This window comes from Pseudacidovorax intermedius, assembly GCF_001476815.1.
GTDB lineage: Bacteria > Pseudomonadota > Gammaproteobacteria > Burkholderiales > Burkholderiaceae_C > Xenophilus > Xenophilus intermedius_A.
This window is the reverse complement of sequence record NZ_LDSL01000061.1, coordinates 35,524-55,217: the sequence shown is the minus strand read 5'-3', so window position 1 is coordinate 55,217 and position 19,694 is coordinate 35,524. Positions and strand designations below refer to the sequence as shown.

Annotated in this window: 20 protein-coding genes; 9 read left to right on the top strand and 11 right to left on the bottom strand. The window is 72.9% G+C overall.

Annotated elements, in window-relative coordinates:
• The first annotated feature begins 28 nt into the window (after positions 1-28).
• The 3 genes from hpnC to hpnE all read left to right on the top strand — a co-directional run bounded on the left by hpnC (position 29) and on the right by hpnE (position 3,152).
• Positions 29-916, top strand: coding sequence for a squalene synthase HpnC (hpnC, locus tag NS331_RS10285; protein ID WP_058641896.1), 888 nt, complete (start codon positions 29-31; stop codon positions 914-916).
• 72 nt (positions 917-988) lie between these two features.
• Positions 989-1,831 carry a presqualene diphosphate synthase HpnD gene (gene hpnD / locus NS331_RS10280; protein ID WP_058641895.1) on the top strand — a complete coding sequence of 281 codons (843 nt, stop codon included), beginning with the start codon at positions 989-991 and terminating at the stop codon, positions 1,829-1,831.
• Between the two features lie 61 nt (positions 1,832-1,892).
• On the top strand, positions 1,893-3,152 hold the full coding sequence (gene hpnE / locus NS331_RS10275) for a hydroxysqualene dehydroxylase HpnE (protein WP_058641894.1): 1,260 nt from the start codon (positions 1,893-1,895) through the stop codon (positions 3,150-3,152).
• Between the two features lie 79 nt (positions 3,153-3,231).
• Here hpnE and NS331_RS10270 read toward each other — a convergent pair whose 3' ends face one another.
• Both NS331_RS10270 and NS331_RS10265 read right to left on the bottom strand, forming a co-directional pair.
• Positions 3,232-3,699 carry an SH3 domain-containing protein gene (locus tag NS331_RS10270; RefSeq protein ID WP_242873715.1) on the bottom strand — a complete coding sequence of 156 codons (468 nt, stop codon included), beginning with the start codon at positions 3,697-3,699 and terminating at the stop codon, positions 3,232-3,234.
• A gap of 157 nt (positions 3,700-3,856) precedes the next feature.
• Positions 3,857-4,588 carry an HAD-IA family hydrolase gene (locus NS331_RS10265; protein ID WP_058641893.1) on the bottom strand — a complete coding sequence of 244 codons (732 nt, stop codon included), beginning with the start codon at positions 4,586-4,588 and terminating at the stop codon, positions 3,857-3,859.
• A gap of 15 nt (positions 4,589-4,603) precedes the next feature.
• Between NS331_RS10265 and hemH the strand changes: the two genes are divergently transcribed.
• Positions 4,604-5,614, top strand: a complete 1,011-nt coding sequence (hemH, locus tag NS331_RS10260; RefSeq protein WP_058641892.1) for a ferrochelatase — start codon at positions 4,604-4,606, stop codon at positions 5,612-5,614.
• Between the two features lie 198 nt (positions 5,615-5,812).
• Here the strand turns inward: hemH and NS331_RS10255 are convergent, their stop codons facing one another.
• The 4 genes from NS331_RS10255 to NS331_RS10240 all read right to left on the bottom strand — a co-directional run bounded on the left by NS331_RS10255 (position 5,813) and on the right by NS331_RS10240 (position 10,885).
• The gene (locus tag NS331_RS10255) at positions 5,813-7,942 is read right to left on the bottom strand and encodes an esterase-like activity of phytase family protein (RefSeq protein WP_058641891.1); all 2,130 of its coding nucleotides are present in this window, start codon (positions 7,940-7,942) and stop codon (positions 5,813-5,815) included.
• 157 nt (positions 7,943-8,099) lie between these two features.
• Entirely contained in the window at positions 8,100-9,665 is a 1,566-nt protein-coding gene (gene gshA / locus NS331_RS10250) for a glutamate--cysteine ligase (protein ID WP_058641890.1), read from the bottom strand.
• A 123-nt stretch (positions 9,666-9,788) separates the two neighbouring features.
• On the bottom strand, positions 9,789-10,463 hold the full coding sequence (locus NS331_RS10245) for an alpha/beta hydrolase (RefSeq protein ID WP_058641889.1): 675 nt from the start codon (positions 10,461-10,463) through the stop codon (positions 9,789-9,791).
• Positions 10,460-10,885: a hypothetical protein gene (locus NS331_RS10240; RefSeq protein WP_058641888.1), complete on the bottom strand. Its 426-nt coding sequence runs from the start codon at positions 10,883-10,885 to the stop codon at positions 10,460-10,462. The genes NS331_RS10245 and NS331_RS10240 overlap by 4 nt, the downstream gene beginning before the upstream one ends.
• Positions 10,886-11,011: 126 nt before the next feature.
• Between NS331_RS10240 and NS331_RS26625 the strand changes: the two genes are divergently transcribed.
• On the top strand, positions 11,012-11,170 hold the full coding sequence (locus tag NS331_RS26625; protein ID WP_193758078.1) for a hypothetical protein: 159 nt from the start codon (positions 11,012-11,014) through the stop codon (positions 11,168-11,170).
• Between the two features lie 79 nt (positions 11,171-11,249).
• The gene (locus tag NS331_RS10235; protein WP_058641916.1) at positions 11,250-11,453 is read left to right on the top strand and encodes a hypothetical protein; all 204 of its coding nucleotides are present in this window, start codon (positions 11,250-11,252) and stop codon (positions 11,451-11,453) included.
• An 82-nt stretch (positions 11,454-11,535) separates the two neighbouring features.
• On the opposite strand, the gene NS331_RS10230 is transcribed toward NS331_RS10235, so the two are convergent.
• Entirely contained in the window at positions 11,536-12,441 is a 906-nt protein-coding gene (locus NS331_RS10230; protein ID WP_058641887.1) for a DUF808 domain-containing protein, read from the bottom strand.
• 99 nt (positions 12,442-12,540) lie between these two features.
• Positions 12,541-13,068: a GNAT family N-acetyltransferase gene (locus NS331_RS10225; RefSeq protein WP_058641886.1), complete on the bottom strand. Its 528-nt coding sequence runs from the start codon at positions 13,066-13,068 to the stop codon at positions 12,541-12,543.
• A gap of 90 nt (positions 13,069-13,158) precedes the next feature.
• On the opposite strand from NS331_RS10225, the gene NS331_RS10220 reads away from it, so the two are divergent.
• The 3 genes from NS331_RS10220 (at position 13,159) to NS331_RS10210 (ending at position 17,013) form a co-directional block, all read left to right on the top strand.
• Positions 13,159-13,449 (top strand): 2Fe-2S iron-sulfur cluster-binding protein, encoded by a 291-nt coding sequence (locus NS331_RS10220; protein ID WP_058641885.1) that lies wholly within the window; start codon positions 13,159-13,161, stop codon positions 13,447-13,449.
• 105 nt (positions 13,450-13,554) lie between these two features.
• Positions 13,555-14,367, top strand: a complete 813-nt coding sequence (locus NS331_RS10215) for an AraC family transcriptional regulator (protein ID WP_058641884.1) — start codon at positions 13,555-13,557, stop codon at positions 14,365-14,367.
• Between the two features lie 111 nt (positions 14,368-14,478).
• Positions 14,479-17,013: a penicillin acylase family protein gene (locus NS331_RS10210; protein WP_058641883.1), complete on the top strand. Its 2,535-nt coding sequence runs from the start codon at positions 14,479-14,481 to the stop codon at positions 17,011-17,013.
• 63 nt (positions 17,014-17,076) lie between these two features.
• Here the strand turns inward: NS331_RS10210 and NS331_RS10205 are convergent, their stop codons facing one another.
• Genes NS331_RS10205 through NS331_RS10195 form a run of 3 tightly spaced genes read right to left on the bottom strand, consistent with a single transcriptional unit; the run spans position 17,077 to position 19,270 of the window.
• Complete coding sequence (locus NS331_RS10205) at positions 17,077-17,355, bottom strand: DUF3325 domain-containing protein (RefSeq protein WP_193758077.1); 279 nt, start codon at positions 17,353-17,355, stop codon at positions 17,077-17,079.
• Entirely contained in the window at positions 17,355-18,962 is a 1,608-nt protein-coding gene (locus NS331_RS10200) for a PepSY-associated TM helix domain-containing protein (protein WP_058641882.1), read from the bottom strand. Before NS331_RS10200 ends, NS331_RS10205 begins: the two co-directional genes overlap by 1 nt.
• 47 nt (positions 18,963-19,009) lie before the next feature.
• Entirely contained in the window at positions 19,010-19,270 is a 261-nt protein-coding gene (locus NS331_RS10195) for a DUF3649 domain-containing protein (protein ID WP_058641914.1), read from the bottom strand.
• Between the last annotated feature and the right edge of the window lie 424 nt (positions 19,271-19,694).

Here is a 19,694-nt window from a genome sequence, read left to right as displayed (position 1 = left end):
GGCCGCGGGCGCCGCCGACAATGGGCCGATGCCTTTCGCCCCTTCACCGCCGCTGCCCAGCCAGGCGCCGGCGCCCGGCCACTACGAGAACTTCCCCGTCGCCTCCTGGCTGTGCCCGCCGCGGCTGCGCCCGCCCATCGCGGCCATCTACCACTTCGCCCGCACCGCGGACGACATGGCCGACGAGGGCAACGCGCTGCCCGAAGCCCGCCTGGCCGACCTGGTGGACTACCGCGCCGACCTGGACGCCGTCTTCGCCGGCGCCGCGCCCTCGCCCCGGTGGCCGCAGGTCTTCGGCCCGCTCGCCGCGCAGGCCCACGCCTTCGCCCTGCCCCACGCGCCACTGGCCGACCTGCTGGATGCCTTCGCCCAGGACGTCGCCTTCACCCGCCACGGCCGCAGCTATGCCGACCGGGCCGAACTGCTGGACTACTGCCGCCGCTCCGCCGACCCCATCGGCCGGCTGCTGCTGCACCTGTACGGCGTGCAGGACGCGCAGGCCCTGCGCCAGAGCGACGCCATCTGCAGCGCGCTGCAGCTCATCAACTTCTGGCAGGACCTGAGCGTCGACCTGCCGCGCGGCCGGCGCTACCTGCCCCTGGCCGACTGCGCCGCCCATGGCCTGGCCCCGGAGGACTTCGACCGCTTCGCACCGCTTGGCGATGCGCCGCCTCCCCCGGCGGCGCTGGCGCTGGTGGCCGGGCAGGTCCAATGGGCGCGCGAACGCATGGCCCAGGGCGCGGCCCTGGTGCACCGGCTGCCCGGGCGCATCGGCTGGGAACTGCGGCTGGTGGTCCAGGGCGGCCTGGCCATCCTGGACAAGATCGAGGCCCAGGGCTTCGACAGCTTCCGCCGCCGGCCCACCGTGGGCAAGGCCGATGCGCCGCGGCTGCTCTGGCGCGCCCTGCGCATGTGAGCCGCGGCGCGCCGGCCCGATCCACGACAATCGCCGGCCCATGATCCGCGCCCCCAGAGCCGCCCCTGCCCGATGAGCACCCCCGAGCAATACGTCCAGGACAAGGCCGCCGCCTCGGGCAGCAGCTTCTACTACGCCTTCCTCTTCCTGCCGCCGGAGCGGCGCGCGGCCATCACCGCCTTCTATGCCTTCTGCCGCGAGGTGGACGACGTGGTGGACGAAGTGAGCGACCCCGGCGTCGCCGCCACCAAGCTCGCCTGGTGGCGCACCGAGGTGGCCCAGGCCTTCGCCGGCCAGCCGCGCCACCCGGCCATGAAGGCGCTGGTGCCGCATGCGGCCACCTACGGCTTCGGCGGCGAGCAGCTGCTTCAAGTGGTCGAGGGCTGCGAGATGGACCTGCAACAGACCCGCTACCTGGACTTCCCCGGCCTGGCCCGCTACTGCCACCTGGTGGCCGGCGTGGTCGGCGACGTGGCGGCCCGCATCTTCGGCCAGACCGACCCGGCCACCACCGCCTATGCCCACAAGCTGGGCCTGGCGCTGCAGCTGACCAACATCATCCGCGACGTGGGCGAGGACGCCCGACGCGGCCGCATCTACCTGCCGGTGAACGAGCTGCAGGACTACGACGTCAAGGCGCACGAGGTGCTGAACCGCGTGCATTCCGAGCGCTTCGTCGCGCTGATGCGCTTCCAGGCCCGGCGTGCCCATGCCGCCTACGACGAGGCGCTGGCCCTGCTGCCCGCCGCCGACCGCCGCAGCCAGAAGCCGGGTCTGATGATGGCCAGCATCTACCGCACGCTGCTGCGCGAGATCGAGGCCGACGACTTCCAGGTGCTGGACCAGCGTGTCAGCCTCACGCCGCTGCGCAAGCTGTGGCTGGCGTGGAAGGTGCAGGCGCTGGGGCGGCTGTGAGCGGCACCGCGCCGCTCGCGCCCATGTCCGCCGCCACGCGCCGGCGGCCGGAACGCCGCCGGTGAAGCTCGCCATCGTCGGCGCCGGCTGGGCCGGCCTGGCCTGCGCGGTGGCCGCCGTGCAGGCCGGCGCTGCGGTGACCGTGTTCGACGGCGCCCGCCAGCTGGGCGGCCGGGCGCGGCGGCTGGAGGCCCAGCCGCAGGGCCCCGTGCTCGACAACGGCCAGCACATCCTGATCGGCGCCTACACCGCCACCCTGGGCCTCATGCGCCAGCTCGGCGTGTCGCCCGAGGCGGCGCTCGAGCGGCTGCCTCTCGCGCTGCCCTATGCCGACGGCACCGGCCTGCGCGTGCCGGCCCGCCTGCCCGCGCCGCTGGACCTGGCGGCCGGCATCGCCCTGGCACGCGGCTGGACCTGGCGCGACAAGGCATCGCTGCTGCACACGGCACTGCGCTGGCGGCGCGCCGGCTTCGCCTGCGGCCCGGCGCAGACCGTGGCACAACTCTGCCAGGGCGTGACGCCCGCGGTGCAGCGCATGCTGATCGAGCCGCTGTGCGTCTCCGCCCTCAACACGCCCATGCACGAGGCCAGCGGCGCCGTCTTCCTGCGCGTGCTGCGCGACGCGCTCTTCGGCGAGCCGGGCGGTGCCGACCTGCTGCTGCCCCGCACCGACCTGGGTGCCCTGCTGCCCGATGCCGCCGCCGCCTGGCTGGCGGCACGCGGCGCCGAACTGCGGCCCGGCCGGCGCGTACAGGCGATCGGCGCCGAGGGCCGCGGCTGGCAAGTGGACGGCGAGCCCTTCGACCGCGTGGTGCTGGCCACGCCCGCCTGGGAAAGCGCCCGTCTCACGGCCACCGCCGCGCCCGCCTGGTCGGCGGTGGCCGCGGCGCTGGACCACCTGCCCATCGCCACCGTGTACGCCATGAACGCCCCGGGCCTGGCCGACGGCCCGCCCCTGCGGGCCCTGCGGGCCGATGCCACCCATCCGGCGCAGTTCGTCTTCGACCTTGGACGGCTGCGCGGACAGCCGGGCCTGGCGGCCTTCGTCATCAGCGCCTGCCCGCCGGGCGTGGAGGCGCTGACCCGGAACGTGCTGGCGCAGGCCGAAGCGCAGCTCGGCTGGCGCGGCCTGGCGCCGCTGCGCACGATCATGGAAAAGCGCGCCACCTTCGCCTGCCGCCCCGGTCTCCAGCGGCCGCCGATGCAGGTCGCGCCCGGCCTGCTGGCCTGCGGCGACCATGTGGCGGGGCCCTATCCCGCCACGCTCGAAGGCGCGGTGCGCAGCGGGCTGGCGGCAGCGGCGGCCGCAGCGCTGGCCTGAATCCGGCCGGGCTGCGCGCATGGATCCCCGATGGGCAGCGGGCGCGCCCGGGATGCCGTCGCCTCAGAGGGCGTCCTTCTCAACGGCCCCAGGTCAGGCGCTTGGACACCCAGCCCACGCGGCCGTGGCTGCTGCGCACCTTCAGCCAGTCGCCCTGGCTGCCCAACACCCGCAGCACCTCGCCGTATTCGGCCACGGCCAGGATGCGCGCCCGCGGCGCGGCGCTGGCGCGGATGTTGAGCCGTCCGGCGGTCGACACCACGTGCGGCGTGCGGTTGGTCACGGAGCGGGCCACCCAGCTGCGGTCGCCCTCGAAGTCGCGCACCTGCAGCCAGCCGCCCTGGCGGCGCAGCACCTCCAGCGGATAGCCCTTGTCCACCTGCCAGCGTGCCTCGTGCTTCGTGCCCGGGCCGGCGCGCAGCGTGGTGCCGTCGCGCGCCGCGCTGACCATCTCACGGGCCCAGGCGGTCGACACGGTGGCCAGCATCAGCAGCAGCATGAGCACGAGGCGCGGCGTCGAGAGGCGAAGGGAACGGGCGAACATCATCGGAAACGGTCCTTGTCGAAGAAGAAGTGGAAGAGGGATGGCGGAAAGGAAGCGGCCGCGCCCTCACGAGGCGCGGCCGTCAGGTGGGTGCAAGGCGCCGGCGCAAAGGTTCCCCGGAAAAGCCGGGGATCTGCGCGCAGCCGGCGCCTCGCGGCGCTCAGCCGAGATCGGGCGCGGCGCCCAGCGCCACGCACAGGGCCCGCAGGTCCGGCACGATCAGCTGCGGCCGCGCGCCGTCGGCCCAGGGTCGCTCGTCGCGCACCAGCCAGGCCGCCTGCATGCCGGCGCCCAGCGCGCCCGCCACATCCAGCGCGGCATCGTCGCCCACGTGCAGCACCTGATCGGCCGCCACGCCGACCGAGGCCGCCGCGGCATGGAAGATGGCCGCATCGGGCTTGGCCTTGCCGAACAGGTAGGCGCTGAAGCCGCCGCGGAACCAGCGGGCCACGCCGGTGAGGCCCAGGTCGGCATTGCCATTTGAGACGGCCACCAGCGGATAGCGCGCGGCCAGCCAGTCCAGGGCCGGTGCCGCGTCCTCGTACAGCTCCACGCGCTGGCGCTCGGCATAGAAGGCCTCGAAGGCGGGTTCGGCCAGGGCGGGGTCCTCGCCGGAGCGGCGCAGCGCCAGGCGGATGGACTCGCGCCGCAGCGCCGCCAGATCGTGGGCCAGGTCGGAGCGCTCCTTCTCGGTCGCGACGCGCAGCGCCCGCAATTCGGCCGGCGAGGCGACCAGCTCGGCCGTGCGCGGTGCGTGCCGTTGCAGCCACTGGTGCAGCACGCCTTCGGCGCGTTCGATGGCGGGCCACACGGGCCACAGGGTGTCGTCCAGGTCGAGGGTGATGGCGGCGATGCGCTGCCGGTCCAGTCCGGCGTGAAGGGTCTCGGGCATGGCCCAGAATAGCGCATGCCTTCCCCGTCCCCCTCCTCCGGCGCCGCCGTCCTCTGGTGCAACCTCGGCTCGCCGGCCGCCCCCACGGCCGCCGCGGTGCGGCCCTACCTGGCCCAGTTCCTGGGCGATCCGCGCGTGGTGGAGATTCCGCGCGCCGCCTGGCTGCCGATCCTGCACGGCATCATTCTGCGCACCCGGCCGGCCAAGTCGGCGGCCAAGTACGCCAGCGTGTGGACGCCGCAGGGCTCGCCCCTGGCGGTGCACACCGAGGCGCAGGCCCGGCTGCTGGGCGAAGGCCTGGCGCAGGCCGGCCACCGCGTGCAGGTGCTGCATGCCATGCGCTACGGCGAGCCCTCGGTCGCCACGCGCCTGCAGCAGCTGGCCGATGCCGGCATCCACCGCGTGCTGGTGCTGCAGGCCTATCCGCAGTACTCGGGCACCACCACGGCCAGCATGGTCGACGCCGTCAACGACTGGTGCGCCAGGGCGCGCCGCGTGCCCGAGCTGCGCTTCGTGGCCGACTACCACGACGACGCCGCTACCATCGACGCGCTGGCCCGCAGCGTGGAGCAGCACTGGCAGGCCCACGGCCGCGGCCAGATGCTGGTGATGAGCTTCCACGGCATTCCCGCGCGCAACATCCGGCTGGGCGATCCCTACCAGGTGCAGTGCATGCGCACCGCCGAGCTGCTGGCCGAACGCCTGGGCCTGCCGCCCGAGGCCTGGCGCGCCACCTTCCAGTCGCGCTTCGGCGCCGCCGAATGGCTGCAACCGTACACCGAGCCGACGCTGCGGCAGCTGGCGAAGGAGGGCCTCAAGCGGGTGGACGTGATGTGCCCCGGCTTTCCGGCCGACTGCCTGGAGACGCTGGAAGAAATCGCCATGGAAGCGCGCGAAGCCTTCCTGGAATCGGGCGGCGAGGCCTTCCACTACATCCCCTGCCTCAACGAGGACGCGCACTGGATGGCGGCGCTCACGCGATTGGCCGAGCGGCATCTGCAGGGCTGGCCGACGCGCGAAGGCTGAAGGGCCTGGGAACGGTGCGGAAGGCGGGGCTCGCGCCCCTCTCCCCTCGCGGGAGAGGGGTTGGGGAGAGGGGGCGGTCGCGTCCGACGACGCTGCGCCGGGCGGACGGAACATTCCCCTCTCCCCGGCCCTCTCCCGCGAGGGGAGAGGGAGGAAGATCGCCGGGTGCCGGCCAGGCCAGGCCGAGCCAGCGCCGGCTCAGCCCGGCAGGCGCAGGCCGGACAGCGCGCGGTCCAGCTTGATCAGCCACACGCGCGTGGGCCGCTCCGAATCGCTGCCGCGCGTGATGCGGGCCTTGACCACGCCGGCGGGGCAGCCGCTGACGATGGCGCCCTTGGCATCGACCGTGCAGTCCTCGATGCTGCCGTCCACCTTGTTGCCGTTGGCGTCCAGCAGCACGGTGCCCAGACCGAAGTCGTTGTCGTTGACCAGGGCCAGGGTGTTGTCGTCCACCAGAGCCAGGCCCTCGGCCTTCTCGGCCAGCCAGCCGAGCGCGTTCAGGTCCAGCAGCTCGGTCTTCTTCATCGTCACCACGTTGGCGTAGCTCACGCCGCCCGAGGCCGCCTGGGTGATGCTGCTGATCTCCAGGTTCTCGTCCATGGCCGCGATGTCGGTCGCGGCGGCGGGCAGCTCGACCAGCATCAGCTTGTTCATCACCTTGCCGTCGCTCTTGCGCGCGCCCTGCTCGATGACGACGAAGCGGCCGTTGCCCAGGCTCACCACGTCGCCCAGCTTGGCGTTGCCGGTGCGGTCCTTGTCGTAGGCCGAGCCGTCGATGGGATAGGCATAGGACCTGGACGTCTCCGTGGCCGGATCGAACTCCACCCAGCGCGCGAACTTGGCGATGTGGCGCACGTCGGTGTTGCTGCCGCCCGGCGGCTTGGCCTTGAGCGATTTGCCGCTGCCGTCCTTGGGGTCGATGGGGCTCTGCAGGAAGCCGTGCAGGCGCCCGGTGGCCGCATCCAGCGTCAGCCCTTCCATGCCGCGGTTGAGGCGGCGCTTGGCGAACACGGCGGGCAGGCCGTTGCCCGGGGCGTACTTCTTCTCGATCACGCCGGTGGCGATGTTGACGCGGGCCACGAAGGGGCCGTATTCGTCGCTGGTCCACAGCACGTTGCGCGCCTTGTCGTAGACCATGGATTCGGGGTCCAGGCCGTTGGCGTCGAAGCCCGACTTGGCGGCGTCGAAGACGTAGGTGTCGGTCAGCGGTATCTCGCCGGTCGAGCCCACGCTGCCGGCCTTGGGCGGCAGGCCCGTGACCTTGGTCTGCGCATCCACGCGCAGGGCCGTGCTCGACGCGAGCACGGCGCCGTTCCTGCCGACGCGCAGCAGGCCGAAGCTGGGCGCGAACGAAGGCGCGGGGAACACCTTGCTGACGCTGGTGGCGCCGCTGGTGTCGCCGGGCACCGGCACCGTGGGGCCGTCGCCGTTGGGGCCGCGGTCGGTCACGGCATAGAACTCCAGCGTGCCGTCGTCGGCACGGCCCTTGAAGGCGAGGCCGGAGCCGTAGGCGGGCAGGAAGCCCAACGGGAAGTCGGCCTTCACCGCGGCCTGCGCGCCTTCGTAGGGCACGTAGTACTTGGCGTCCGCCTGCAGCTGGTAGCGCGTGACGCTGATGCCGACGGCGCCCAGGGCATTGGTCTGGGTGAAGGTCGCCGGCACCGGCATGCCGGCGGCGGAGGCCAGGGTGCTTTCGAAATGCTCGCGGGCCAGCTGGCGGCGGCCGTCGTCCACCGTGCGCGCGGCCCAGGGCGCGGGCAGCGCGGTCAGCACGGCCTGCAGCGCGGTGTTGAAGCTGGCGGCGGGCGCGGCGAAGTCCAGCGCACCGGCCTTCAGGCGGGCCTTGAGCTCGGCGCTCAGGCGGATGCCGTTGGACGGATCGCCGTCGTCGTCCAGCGCCTGCAGCGCCAGCAGCCGGTTGACCACGGCATCGGCCTGCACGCCCGCCGACGTGGCCGCCTGGCCCGCCAGGGTCAGCGGCGTGACGATGCTGCCGCAGGGTGCGGAACCCAGCTCCAGCGCGCCGGCGCGGAAGCGCACCGTGTCGCCCGGCATGCACTGGAAGCGGCCCTGCGCATCGGTCTGCGCGACGGCGGCGCTGCCGGCCTGGTAGTCCAGGCCTTCGACGGCCGCGTCGAGGAACACGCCGGTGGTTGCGGCCGGTGCCGTGCTGCCGCCGGCATTGCCGCTGCTCGCTGCCGGCGTCGTGCTGCCGGTGGTGCCGCTGCCGGTGGTGGTGCCGGCCAGGGGCGTCCACACGCCATGGCTGCCACCGCCGCAGGCGCTCAGCAGCAGGCCCGCGCCTGCCGCCACTGCCCATCCCCTCATTGCTCGTCGTGCTGTCGTGTTCATCGTTGTCCGTCGGTCAGGCCTGCGCACCGCGCGCAGGCCGCGCCGATTGGCGCTTCGGGACATGACGGGGATGTGACAGCGCCGCGGCTGCGCGCCCGGCGCCCAAGGCCCGTGCGGGCCGGTGAGCACCGGATCAGATGGCCAGCAGCACCTCGCCCTGCACCGGCCGCAGGCCGAGGCGGCCGGGCGAGGTGTACTGCTGGCGGTATTCCTCGAAGGGCAGCGTGTCGCTGGCCTCGATCTGCTGCTGGGCACGGACCGATTCGGCGCTCATCGCCTCGTAGCGGGCCTGCTGCCCGGGCGTCCAGGGCCGCGCCAGCAGGTCGCGCTGCGCCTCGTGCGAGCGGGCGGTGACGAAGCTGGTGAAGGAATCCGCATGCGACGCCGACATGGCCTGCAGCACGCGGGCCGAGGGCAGCGTGTCGGGCTGGGCCAGCGACTGCAGCGCGGCGTCCACGGCGCGGGCATGGGCGTCGCCGCTGCCCAGGGCCGCGTCCATGGCCTCGGCGATGGGCCGGCACTCGGCCAGGATCTCGCGGCCCCAGTCCGCCAGCGCCACGGCCTGGCCGCCGCGGCGCAGCATCAGCCCGGGTTGGCGGCCGCATTCGGCCACCAGGTGCTGGTTGTGCTGCATCTCGACGATCTCGTCACGGCTGTCGGGCGGGCTTTCGTGCAGCAGGCACTGCAGCAGGAACACGTCGAGGAAGCGCATGGTCTGCGCGCCGATGCCCACCGGCTCGAAGGGGTCGAGGTCCATCAGCCGGACCTCGACGTATTCGACGCCGCGCTCGCGCAACGCATGCAGCGGGCGCTCGCCGGGGAAGATGGTGCGCTTGGGCCGGATGGTGCCGTAGAACTCGTTCTCGATCTGCAGCAGCGTGGTGGCGAGCTGGTTGTATTCGCCGCCCAGGTTGCGCACGCCGATGGCCTCGTAGGCCGGATAGGGCCGCGTCAGCGCATCGGCCAGGGAGGCGCCGTAGCCGTCCAGCCCGTTGTAGCTGACGAAGAGGGAGGCCTGCGCCTCGCTCTGGTAGCCCAGGCGGCCCATGCGCAGGGAGGTCGCATGGGGCTTGTGCATGGTGTACGCGCCGATCGGCTCAAGCGCATGCGGCCGGCCTTCGACGAAGCTCGCGCACACGGCGGGCGAGGCACCGAACAGCACCAGCAGCAGGAAGGCCTGGCGGCGGAAGTTGCGGATCAGCGCGAAGTAGTCCTCGCTCGACACCTCGGGCATCGACCAGTTGTAGTGGATGCCCGAGATGGTCTGCATGCGACGGCCGTAGCGGTGGCCCAGGCCCATGCGGTAGACGCTCTTGGCGCGGCCCACGTTCGAGGTGCCGTACAGGCCCAGCGGAATGGTCTCGTCCGACGGCAGGCCGCAGGGCATGCTGGAAACCCACATCATCTCGTCGCCGCCGGCCTCGCGCAGCACGCGGTAGGTGAACTGGTGCACCTCGGTCAGCTCGGCCAGGCAGGCGTCGACGTCGGCATGCACGCCGGTGATGAGCTCCAGCTGCGATTCGCTGAAGTCGGTGGTGATGTGCGGATGCGTGAGCGCACTGCCCAGCGCCGCCGGATGGGGCGTGAGCGCGAGCTTGCCGTCCGGCCGCGCGCGCAGGCTTTCCTTCTCGATGCCGCGACGGATGCCCTGGAGCCGGGCGGGCGCGAGGCCACCCAGCCGATGTTGAAGTCTGTTCATGTGCATCGTCGTTGGAGTTCTGGATTTCGGGCGGACGGTACCACCGCCCGCCGCATCCTGCCGCCGAGGGTCCTCTCGCCCGGAACGGGCCCCTCCCCCGCGGCAGCGGCAGCAATCGGCCGGTCAGCCGAGCACGCGCTGCAGGAAGGCGGCGATGTCTCCGATCTCTTCCATGCAGACGCTGTGGTCCATCGGGTAGCTGTGCCACTCGACCGGATGGCCCAGGCGCTGCAGCGTGTCGCGGCCATGCTCGGCGCGGGCCGGCACCACCACGTTGTCGCGGCTGCCGTGGGCCAGGAAGATGGGCGTGCGCAGGTTGGCCGGATGCCGCTCGGCCTCGGTCAGCTCGGCCAGCGGCAGGTAGCCCGACAGGCCCACGATGCCGGCCAGCGGATGGGCATGGCGCAGCCCGGTCAGCAGCGCCATCGCGCAGCCCTGCGAGAAGCCGGCGATCACGGTGCGCTCGCTGGCGATGCCGCGCTCGCGCTCGCGCACCAGCAGGCCTTCCAGCGTGGCCTGCGAGCGGCGCAGGCCGGCTGCGTCCTCGGGCCGGCCAGGGCCGAGGATGTCGTACCAGGCAGGCATGACGTAGCCGCCATTGATGGTGACCGGCTGCACCGGCGCATTGGGGAAGACGAAGCGCACCGGGCCGATGGCGGCGAGTGCGGGCTTCATCTCCTGCACGATGGGCACGAAGTCGCTGCCGTCGGCGCCCAGGCCGTGCATCAGCAGCACGGTGGCGCGGGGGTTCGGGCCGGTCTCGATCTCGATGGGGGGTCGTTCGTTGGCAGTGGTCATGGTGTGGCCAGTTGGCGGCAGCGTTGGATGTTTTCGGCCAGGCGCAGCGCGGGCGAAGGCTGGCAGCCTTCGGCGGCCGGCAGCATGCGGCACAGGCCGGTCACGTGCAGGTCGGCGATGGCCTCGGTGCAGGCGGCATAGGGCGCGAGCGCGGGATTGGCGTGGCTCTTGAAGTCCCAGGCCTCGGTGAAGGCCAGGGTGCGGGCCATCGACACCTCGAACTGGTCGCGGTCGCGGTCGGCCACCGCGCGGTCGATGGCGGCCTGCTCGGCCTGCAGCAGCCGCAGGGCCGCGCCGGGAAAGTCGCGGACATCGGCCTGGGCCATGGCGGCCGTGGCGGCGGCGCCCAGCGCGCAGGCCGCGAGCAGTGGGGACAGCGGGCGCGTCGTGAAGCGCGCGGGCAGGAGGGGAATGCAGGTCATGGTCGGACGGCCGGATGCGCAGGCGTCCGGGCCATGGATTGGAGCGCAAAAACGCGCGGCGGGCCGAAGGCGCCACAATACGGGGTTTCGCATTTTTCTCACCTCGTCCAGCAAGGAGTACTCACCATGGGCAACAAGATCGTCACCGAAGCCGACCGCAAGGCCACCAAGCCCCTGCCGGGCGCCACCGTCATGCGCAGCGGCGGCGGCCAGAAGCGCAGCCTGGAGCGCGGCACCGCCACGCGCAGCAAGAAGAACCCGGGCAAGCGCGCCCACCAGGGTTGAACGGCTCGCCACGGCGGCGAAGGAAGGCGCGGCAGGTCCGCGCTTTTTTTCGCCCATGGCGGCTTTGCCCAGCCTTCGCATGAACAGGAAAAAACCCGAAGACCAGATGCTGATGCGCGGCGCCATGTGCGCCGTCATCGGCGTGGCGGTGCTGCTGGCGCCGCTCTGGCTGCGCTCGCCCGGATGGCGCGAGATGGTCGGCGGCGCCCAGACCGTCGGCTGGTTCGCGCTGGTGCTGGGCGTGGCGCTGATGGGCGTCGCGCTCTGGCGCCGCCGCCGCTGAGCGGCCCACGGCCGCCGCGCTGCCGTGGCTGCGCGGCAGAAGGCGTGCATCCGCGTTGCCACCGGCCGCTGCGCCGTCACCGTCAGTGCGCCGGCCGCAGCCGCTTGGCGCCTTCCACCACGGCCAGCACCACGGCGCCGGCCACGATGCCGATCACGGCATTGGCCAGCAGGCCGGCCACGGTGCCGCCCAGGCCGCCGAGCGCGTGCGTCCAGCCCTCGATGGCATGGGCCACCGCCGGCACGCCGTGCACCAGGATGCCGCCGCCCACCAGGAACATCGCCGCGGTGCCCAGCACCGACAGCGCCTTCATGAGCCAGGGCGCGATGGCCAGCAGCGCGCGGCCGACGGCCTGCGCCGCGCCGCTGGCGCGCCGGCTCAGCCACAGGCCGGCGTCGTCCAGCTTGACGATGCCCGCGACCAGCCCGTACACGCCCACGGTCATCAGCAGGGCGATGGCGGCGAGCACCGCCAGTTGGGTGAGGAAGGGCTGCCCTTCCACCGCGCCGAGGGTGATGACGATGATCTCGGCCGAAAGGATGAAGTCGGTGCGGATCGCGCCCTTGATCTTGTCCTTCTCGAGCTGCGCCGGGTCGGCGCCGCCCTCGACCATCGCCTGCACGTGCGCGCGGCGCGCCTCGGCGTCCTCGCCCTTGTGCAGGAACTTGTGGGCCAGCTTCTCCACGCCCTCGAAGCACAGGAAGGCGCCGCCCACCATCAGCAGCGGCGTGATGAGCCACGGCAGCCAGGCCGCGATGGCCAGTGCCGCCGGCACCAGGATGGCCTTGTTGAGCAGCGACCCCTTGGCCACGCCCCACACCACCGGCAGTTCGCGGTTGGCCTGCACGCCGGTCACCTGCTGGGCGTTGAGCGCCAGGTCGTCCCCGAGCACGCCGGCGGTCTTCTTCGCAGCCACCTTGGTGAGCACCGACACGTCGTCGAGCACGGTGGCGATGTCATCGAGCAACAGGAGGAGGCTGGAAGCCATGGGGCAGGTTCTCGGTGGAAGGGACGGCGAAAGCGCGCTGCATGCAGGCGCCGGGGGAATGCGCGGCGGGGGCCGCGCGGCGTGGGCGTCGCCCTGCCCTCACCCCAGCGCGCGCTTGAGGCGGACTTCCTCGATGCGCACGGCGGTGGTGATGGCGGTGGTCTTGGCGGTCTTCATGTCGCGCTTGAAGGCCGCCTGGTGCTCGAAGAAGGCCAGCGCCCGCTCGTTGCGCAGCGGCACCCAGGCGGTGACGTTGGTGCAGCCTTCGTCCTCCAGGCCCTCGGCGGCAGCGTCCCACAGCTGTAGCGCCACGCCCTTGCCCCAGTGGTCGGGGTGCACGTAGAGCGCCCAGATCTCGCCCGTGGTGGGCGGCGTCTTGGGGTCGCGCGAGCGATCGAAGCCGACGAAGCCGATCACCTGGTCGCCCTGCACGGCGACGTGGACCTGGGGTTCGGCGAACTCGATGGCTTGGCGCCACTTGGCTTCGCGGGTGCCGGGCGCGACCAGCGCTTCGAGCTGGTCGTCGGGCACCAGCCCCTGGTAGGCGGCACGTGCGGCGGCGGCATGGATCTCGGCGATGGCCCGGGCGTCACGGGTTTCGGCGGGGCAGACTTCGTACGGAGACATTCAACACTTCGGAAAAATCGGGCAACCATTGTCGCTGCCCGGCCCAGGCGGTGCCGCTGCCTACACTGCGCACCTCCGCCAGTCGCTGCCATGTCCTACACCGTCGTCCTCCAGCCCTCGGGCCTGCGCTTCGCGGCCACCCCTGGCCGCAGCCTGCTGCGCGCCGGCGAAGACGCCGGCGTGGTCATGCCCAGCTCCTGCCGCAACGGCACCTGCCGCACCTGCCTGTGCCGCGTGGTGCAGGGCGAGGTGGCGCACACCATCGAATGGCCGGGCGTCTCGCGCGAGGAAAAGGCCGAGGGCTGGATCCTGCCCTGCGTGGCCGAGGCCCGCAGCGACGCGGTGCTGGACGTGCCGCTGGCGGCGTCTTTCGACGGCTGAGGAAAACGCCGCCGCCAGTGCAGCAGCCCGCTGGGGGTTTGTGCCAACGCCGCATTGCCGCCGCCGCCCGCACACTCTCGCCGGCTCCGCCCGCGCTGTCCCCCCGTGTCCGACGCCCATCTGCACCTCTGGGAAGACCGCTTCCTGTATGCCACGCATGCCATTGCCTCCGGCCTCACGGCCCGGGCGAGCGGCGCGGTGCTGCTCGCGCCGCCGGGGCGCAGCTTCACGCTCGTCACCGGCAGCGGCGAGCGCCTGCAGGCTGCAGCCGCGTGGGTGCCGCCGCTGGTGGCGCGACGGCTGGACGCGAGCCGCTGGGGCCTGCTGTCGCTCAACCTCGATCCGGCCGCCCACCACCACCGGCTGCTGGCGGCGCGGCTGGGCGAGCGCCGCATCCATCCGCTGCCAGTCGAGGACCTCGTCCGGCTGGGGCCCGCGTGCGAGGGCGCGCTGCACGGCCAACTCGATGCGGACGCGTTGCAGGCCCTGTGCAACGACGCGGTGCGCCTGGCCGTCGGTGCACCGCTCGAGGCCGTCACGTCGAGCCCGGAGCGGCCACTCGACCCGCGCATCAGCCGCGTGGCCGCGGCTATCCGACGCGACCCGCAGGCGGCGCCGCTGCCGGCGCTGGCGGCCCTGGCGGGCCTGTCCGCCGACCGCCTGACCCACCTCTTCCGCGAACAGGCAGGCTTGTCGGTCACCCGCTATGCGCTGTGGGCCAAGATCCGCCGCGCCATCCAGCAGATGCGCGAGGGCGCGCCGCTGACGCAGGTGGCGCTGGCGGGCGGTTTTTCCGACTCGGCGCACATGAGCCGCACCTTCCAGTCCTGCTTCGGCCTGGCGCCCTCCTTCCTGGCCGATCCGCGGCGCGTGCAGTTGGCGGTGGACGAGGCCGCCACGCGCACCTGGCCCGCCTGAGCGCAGCGGCGGTGCACCGATAGCGGCTACGTACAAGCGGGCCGCAGGCTGAGGCCGTACCCTGCCCGGCGGCGCCTCAAGACGCCGACAGCAAGAACCAAGGAGACCAACATGCGCTCATCCCTCGGCCGCCATCTGCGGCCTCTGACCCTGCTCGCGCTCGCCTCGCTCGCCGCCTGCGGCGGCAGCGGCGGCGGCAACGTGCAATTCACGCCCGCCCCGGCCCCTGCGCCGGCACCCGCACCGTCGCCCGCGCCGGCACCGGCCGCGCAGCAGTACCAGGCGGAGATCCGCCGCACCGCCATGGGCGTGCCCCACATCAAGGCCGCGGATTGGGGCGGCGTGGGCTACGGCTACGGCTATGCCCAGGCGCAGGACGCGCTGTGCACCATGGCCGACGCCTTCCTCACCTACCGGGGCGAGCGCTCGCGCTGGCTGGGCGCGGACACGCTGGTGGCCACCAGCGGCACCATCGGCCGGCCGAAGAACATCGACTCCGACTTCTTCCACCGCCAGGTGATGGACGACGCCCGCATCCAGGCCATCATGGCGGCCCAGCCGGCCAAGCTGCTGCAGATGGTCGAAGGCTTCACCGCCGGCTACAACCGCTACGTGCGCGAAGTGAAGGCCGGTGGCAGCGCGGGCCGCCACGTCGCCTGCCGCGACCAGGCCTGGGTGACGACCGTGACCACCGCCGACCTGTGGCGGCGCATGTACCAGGCCAACTTCGCGGCCGGCTACAGCAATTTCCTCGCCGCCATCGCCAATGCGCAGCCGCCGGCCTCGGCCGTGGTCACCAGCCGCGCGCGGCGAGAGGCGACCCGGCAGTTCGCCGCGATCAGACCGCAACAGCTGCAGGCGCCCGCGCTGGAGGTGGGCGGCGAGGCCGGCGTGGGCAGCAACATGTACGGCTTCGGCGGCGGAGCCACCGGCGGCGGGCCGCTGCTGTTCGGCAATCCGCACTGGTACTGGCGCGGGCCCGACCGCTTCTACCAGGCGCAGCTGACCATCCCGGGCGAGCTGGACGTGAGCGGCAGCTCCTTCCTGGGCATCCCGGTGATCCTGATCGGCTTCAACAGCGGCGTGGCGTGGAGCCACACCGTCTCCACCGCGCGGCGCTTCGGCTTCTTCCAGCTGACGCTGGCTTCGGACGACCCCACCGCCTACATGCGCGATGGCCAGAAGATCAAGATGACGCCGCAGCGCATCACCGTGGCGGTGAAGGACGGCGCGCCCGTCACCCGCACGCTCTACCGCAGCGAGTATGGGCCGCTGGTGAACCTGGGCTCGCTCAACCCGGCACTGGGCTGGTCGACCACCACCGCCTTCGCGATCCGCGACATCAACGCCGACAACTACCGGCTGTTCCGCACCTGGATGCGCTGGAACACGGCCAAATCGCTCGACGAGCTGATCGCCATCCAGAAGGAGGAGCAGTCCATCCCCTGGGTCAACACCGTGGCCGTGGGCCGCGGCCGCACGCAGGCCTGGTACGGCGACATCGGCGCCATGCCCAACGTGCCGCCGGCACAGCTCTCGGCCTGCGCCACGCCAGTGAGTGCCGCCCTGGCCGGCGCCCTGCCCCGGGTGCCGGTGCTCGACGGCTCGCGCGCGGCCTGCAACTGGACGGTGGATGCCGCCGCCGCCCAGCCCGGCGCCCTGCCCGCCGCCAGCATGCCCGGCCTGCTGCGCGACGACTACGTGGCCAACATGAACGACAGCTACTGGCTGGCCAATCCCGATGCGCCGCTCACCGGCTTCCCGGCCATCATCGGCCCGGCCGGCACCGAGGCGCAGACGCTGCGCACCCGGCTCGGCCACCTGATGGCCCGGGCACGCCTGGCAGGCACCGACGGTTACAGCGGCAACCGCGCCACGCCCGACATCGTGCAGCGCATGGTGCTCAACAGCCGCGTGCTGAGCGCCGAGCTGGTGAAGGACCAGGCGCTGGCCCTGGCCTGCACCTCGCCCACCACGGTAAGCGTAACGGCCGACGCGGCCACGGGTCAGAGCTATTCGCCGGCGCGCACGGTGGACATCGCCGCCGCCTGCGACCAACTGCGCAACTGGGACTCCACCGGCAACCCCGATGCCCGCGGCGCGCATGTGTGGGACGAGTTCTGGCGCCGTGCCGAGCGGCTGGGCGCGTCCGCGCTGTGGGCGGTGCCCTTCGACGCGGCCCATCCGCTGACCACGCCGCGCGACCTGCAGCCTTCGGCCGCCGGCGCGCTGCGGCAGGCCATGGGCGCCGCCACGCTGGCCATCCAGGCCAGCGGCTTCGCGCTGAACGCACCGCGCGGCGAGACGCTGTTCGCGACCCGCGGCGGCACGCGCATCCCGCTGTACGGCGGCTGCGGCAACGTGGGCTACTTCACCATCGCCTGCTCCGAGCAGCGCATCGAACAGGGCGGCTACAGCATGGACGGCGACCCCAACGGCAACAGCTACATGCAGGTGGTGCGCTTCGACGACGCCGGCGTGCAGGCCCATACCTTCCTGACCTTCTCGCAGTCGGACGACCCGGCCTCGCCGCACAACGCCGACTACACGCGCCGCTACAGCGCCAAGCAGTGGCTGCGGGTGCCATTCACCGAGGCCGAGATCCAGGCCGACGCGCAGTACAGCAGCACGCGCATCGCGGAGTGAGCGCGGCGCGCCGCCTGGTGCGTCAGGCGCCGGGCGGCGGCGTCTCGCAGCGAAGGCCCCGCGTCAGCGGCGCCGGCGCCGGTCCCAGGCCACCAGCGCCAGCACGACGGCGCCGGCGGCCACGCTCAGGTGGCCGCACCACACCACCAGGCCGAGCCCCCAGCCCCACGCATGCACGGCGGCCCCCAGGCCCGCCAGCAGGCCGGCCGCGCCGCCGGTACGCAGCAGCGCCGTGGCGCGTGGCGCCAGCGCCTGGCCGAACAGGTCGTCCTGCTGCCGGGCGGTGGACGCGGCCAGCAGCGCGAAGCCGGCCAGGTTGCAGAGCGTGACGAGCGCGTGCATCAGCGGCCGCCCTCGGTGGCCAGGGCCTCGCCGGCGGGCGTGGCTGGGCGCGCCGCCGCCTCGGCCGCCGCATGCGCCGCGGGCCGCGCGCGCGGCAGGCGGGCCTGATGGCGCATGGTGCGCAGCGCCAGCACGGCATGCAGGGCGGCCAGCGCCCACAGCATCAGGTCCATGCCGGCGAACACACCATCGCCGGCTTGCAGGCTCGCCAGCAGGTGGCGGCCGGTGGTCACCCAACTCAGCAGCGGCAGCAGCGCCAACACCGCGGTGGCGGCCCACAACAGCTCGATCCACGCGCGGCGGGCGGGCCGCAGCAGCGCCCAGGCGAGCGTCGCCGCCCAGACGATGAAGAACACGTGGATCTCCCACGCGGCCCGTTGCGCGAGCTCGGTGGGCAGCAGCCGGTTGGCCCACAGCATGCCGGCCATGGCGATGGACAGGCCGGCGATGGCCGCGATGTTGAGCCGCTCCACCAGCCGGAAGCCGAGGTGCGGCCGCTGCGGATCGGGCAGCCTGGCGCGGCGCTTGACGGTCCACATCACCAGGCCCGTGCCCACCATGGCGGTGCCGGCCAGGCTGACGATGAAGTAGAGCCAGCGCGTCGCCCCGTCGCTGAAGCGGCCGATGTGCAGCGCGTACATCACGCCGCGCGTCTCGGCGGCGGGCCCGACGCGGTCCCGGACCTCCAGCAGCCGGCCGGTGCTGCCCTCGAAGAGCATGTACTGCGGGCTGATGGACACCCGGCCGTCGTCGCCGCGCGTCACGGCCACGCGCGCCACCTGGTCGCCCGCATTGGCGATGGTGACGCGGCTCGGCCCTTCGGCGCCCCAGCGCGCCTGGGCCTGCCGCACCATGTCGCCGACGGAGGCCAGCGGCGCCGACTGCCCGCTGGGCGTGCGCGGCTGCAGGAAGGCGCTGGTCTGCTCGGTGAGCGCGCGCCGCTCGGCCGGCGTCTTGAACGCCGTCTGCTCGGCGAAAGGCATGTACAGCGCCGCCAGCGTGACCAGCCCGGTGTACGTGATCATCAGGTGGAAGGGCAGCCCCAGCACCGACAGCACGTTGTGCGCGTCCAGCCAGGAGCGCTGGCCCTTGCCCCAGCGGAAGGTGAAGAAGTCCGTGAAGATCTTCTTGTGCGTGATCACGCCGCTGACGATGGCCACGAGCATGAACATGGCGCACACCCCCGCCAGCCAGCGGCCCCACAGCACGGGCATGTAGTGGAACTGGAAGTGGAAGCGGTAGAAGAACTCGCCGCCGCCCGTCGCGCGCGCGGCGACCGCGTGGCCCGTGTCGGGGTCGAAGGTGGCGCTCTCGAAGCTTCGCCGGCCGCCGGTCACGCCCGGCTTGCGCCAGAAGGCATCGACCTCGGGCTTGCGCGCGTCGGGCAGCGAGAAGCTCCATTGCGGACTGCCGGCCGCACGCGTCGTCAGCTCGGCCGTCACGCGCTCGGCCACGGTGGCGGCATCGGGCAAGGCGATGCGGTGCGGCACCTCCGGCCGCATCCACTGCGAGATCTCTTCCTTGAAGTAGCTCACCGTGCCGGTGAGGAACATGGCGTAGAGCACCCAGCCGACCAGCAGCCCGGCCCAGATGTGCAGGTCCGACATGCGCTGGCGCAGGCCGCGCGCCGGGGGCGTCGGGGGACGCAGGCGGCTCACGAGGCGGCTCCCGCGCCCCAGACCGTGGCGCAGGCCAGCAGCAGCGGCAGCGCCGCCAGCGCCAGGCCCGCCCAGGCCCGCGTGGCGCTGCGCGCGGCGAAGACCCAGATCACCGCCGCCGCGTACACCGCAAAGCTGCCCAGCATGCCGCCGATGACGGCCTGCGGCCGGCTGGCCGGCAAGGCGAGCGCGGCCACGCTGGCCAGCGCCCCCAGCGCATAGCCGCCGCCGATGGCCGCGACGATGCGCGACACCAGCGGGCCATGCCGCCAGACGGTGGCAGCCGCGCGACGAAGCGCGGAAGACGCGCCTCCGGGGGCGCCAGCGTGCACGTCGTGCCCGCGCGGCGCGGCGGTCGGACGCGCGTTCATGCCGGCAGGCCGGCGCCAGGTCCGGATTGGCGATCGAAAGGAGGCGCGAACGGCCAGGCTGGAAGGGCCGCACGGTCGGCGGCCCGGCAGAACGGGGACATGGTCACTCCAGGATGGGATCGGCGCCGGCATGCCGCAAGGGCTGCCGCACCATCGCTGGCTGGACCGGAGGGGATGCGGTCATCGGACGGATGACCGCCCGCGGCGCATGGTGCGCTGCCCGGCGTCCTGGCTTGCGAAGCTACACTTTTTGAGAATTATTCTCATTGTAGAGCGATCCGCGGGCCGGCCGCTAAAATGCGCGCCTTCC